Here is a 2363-nt window from a genome sequence, read left to right on the forward strand (position 1 = left end):
ATCATGCGCTGCCTCAAACGCTTCGTGGCCCGCGAGGTCTACCGGGCCCTGACCAGCACACCGACCGAACGAATCACTCAAACCGACCTGGCTCCAGCGGCTTGACAGCCATAGGAGCATCCCTGCCGAACGGGGAGCACTGGTTCCCGGCGGTGGATCTGGCGAGTCGGCTGGGGTACGCCAACACGCGACAGGCTTTGCACATGCATGTGTCCGAGGATCTGCAATCCACTCTGCGTGAGATTGCACAAGGCGTCTGTACAGGAGACACCTTGAGCAAACTTGCAGATCACCGCCTGCAGAAGTCGATGAAGATGGTGAACCTGCAAGGTCTCATCCAGATGGTCAACGGTTGCACCAAGCCCGAATGCGAACCCTTCAAGAGGTGGGTGTCGGAGGTCATCGCCACCGTTCAGCGCGACGGTTCCTACAGCCTCGACCCGGCCCCCGTGCAACCCCCGCCAGGGGGCGGGACGGCATACACGATGCCGCCCGATGTCGCCGAAGCGCTCGTGCGGCTGGAGGAGCGGAGCCTACGCACGGACGAGGAGTGGGCCGCGTTCCAGGCGCGGTACCTGGAGGAACAGCGGCGGGGCAACGACCTGCGTGCGGCGGCGCACGAGGTCCAGGCCGGTCACCTGGAGGAGCACCGGCGCGGCAACGATCTCCGTGCGGCGTCGCACGGCGTGCAGGCCCGGTTCGTGGAGGAGCAGCGGCGCGGCAACGATCTCCACGAGGCGTCGTACCGTCTCCAGGCCCGGTTGCTGGAGGAGCAGCGCCGCGCCAACGACCTGCGTGAGGCGACGTACCGGGTCCAGTCCTCCATGGCCGACGCGCTCGGCCGCCTCGCCGACACCCTCGACCGTGTCGCCGGCCGTGTCGTGACCGAGGGCGCGCCACGGGACACCGCGGAGGAGGAGCGGCCGTCGGTCACGCCTCAGCAGCTGCTCGCGCTGTGGCGGACCAGGAACCTCGTCGTGACCGACGACGTCCACGCCGTGGCTGCGTACCTCGCGCCCGCGCTGGTGCGCGGCCCGGTGCGGTGCCGTCCAGAGGAGATCGCCGCGCGGACCGGGCTGCCGGTGGAGCGGGTGCGGGACTGCCTGCGCATGCTGCTCAAGCGTGGCTGTATGCGGCAGACCGACTGCGGTGAGGACGGCGCGGTGGTGTACGTACTGCCGTGAAGCCCCCCGGACCGAGAGGGCTGAGCGAGGGCTGAGCGAGGGCGGGAGGGCGAGAGAGCACGAGGGCAGGAAGAAGGCCCGAAGCCGCACGATCGGTTTGCGGCTTCGGGCCTTTCGGCCTTCCGGCGCCTTGGCCCGCCGTCGGCACCCGCCGGCGATGTCAGTGCCGGGACGTAGCCTCATGGGTGATGGCACAGGCATGGCGGTGCGCCGGGCTGCGGTGGGCCCCGGGCGGAAGCGTGGGGCCCGAGCTGGTGTGGGCGGGGGCTCGGACCACCCGGCTGACTTGGGGAAAGGCCGTGGCCTTCGGGGTGGAGGCGCAGGGGCGGCGGATCTGTACGGGGGCCCGAGGACATGCGTGTCCCCGGCGCGTGGAGGTGTCCGGGCGCAGTACCGGCGCGCGGTGCGAGGAGTGCGCCCGGCTGGAGCGCGCGCACTCCGTGGCCGCCGACACCAAGGCCGACGACCCGCGGCCGTACCACGTCTACTTGGCCTGGTTCGGCCCCGGCATGGTCAAGGTCGGGATCACGGCTGTGGAGCGCGGGTCTGCCCGGCTGCTGGAGCAGGGGGCCGTCTGTTTCAGCTGGCTCGGTGCGGGTCCGCTGATGGCGGCGCGGCGCACCGAGGAGGTGCTGCGGGCCGCACTGGGCGTACCGGACCGCATCCCGTACGCCGACAAGCGCGCCGTGAGGGATGCGCTGCCCGCGACCGAGGCCGAGCGGGCGGCCGAGATCGCCGAACTGCACGCGCGGGCGGGCGCGCTGGCCGGGTGGCCCGAGTCGCTCACGCCGGAGCCGTTCCGGCCCGTCGATCACGTCCGTGCCTTCGGCCTCGACGGCGCACCGGCCGCCGTAGGGGAGTTCACCGAACTGGTTCCCGGGGGTGCCGTGCGCGGGCAGCTCGTCGCGGCTGCCGGGCCGGATCTGCATCTGCGCACCGAGGACGGGGATGTCGTCGTACTCGACAGCCGGCTGATGACCGGCTGGGGGATCGTCCCGGCGGCGGGCGGTCACGGGCTGCCCGCTTTCCCCGTACGCCCGTTCCCGCGCCGGGCCACTCATGCGCAGGACGAGTTGTTCTGAGACGCCCGACGCCCGACGCCCGACGCCCGACGCCCGACGTGCGATGTCCGACGTCCCCCGCCCGATGCCCGACGTCCGCTGCCGCCCTGTCCCGCCC

2 protein-coding genes are annotated in these 2363 nt (G+C 71.7%); both read left to right on the forward strand.

Annotated features, from left to right (window positions below; translation table 11 throughout):
* Positions 1-101: 101 nt before the first annotated feature.
* A complete protein-coding gene (locus MTQ10_RS29800; RefSeq protein ID WP_282612745.1) occupies positions 102-1184 on the forward strand; it encodes a BRO-N domain-containing protein in 1083 nt (360 codons plus the stop codon).
* 188 nt (positions 1185-1372) lie between these two features.
* Positions 1373-2266 (forward strand): DUF2797 domain-containing protein, encoded by an 894-nt coding sequence (locus tag MTQ10_RS29805; RefSeq protein ID WP_247473599.1) that lies wholly within the window; start codon positions 1373-1375, stop codon positions 2264-2266.
* The last annotated feature ends 97 nt before the right edge of the window (positions 2267-2363 follow it).

The sequence above is a fragment of the Streptomyces sp. XM83C genome (assembly GCF_023072675.1).
GTDB lineage: Bacteria > Actinomycetota > Actinomycetes > Streptomycetales > Streptomycetaceae > Streptomyces > Streptomyces thermocoprophilus.

Excerpts from the sequence above, each read along its gene's own strand:
- MTQ10_RS29805 (WP_247473599.1), top strand. The coding sequence starts at position 1,373 with ATGGCACAGGCATGGCGGTGCGCCGGGCTGCGGTGGGCCCCGGGCGGA.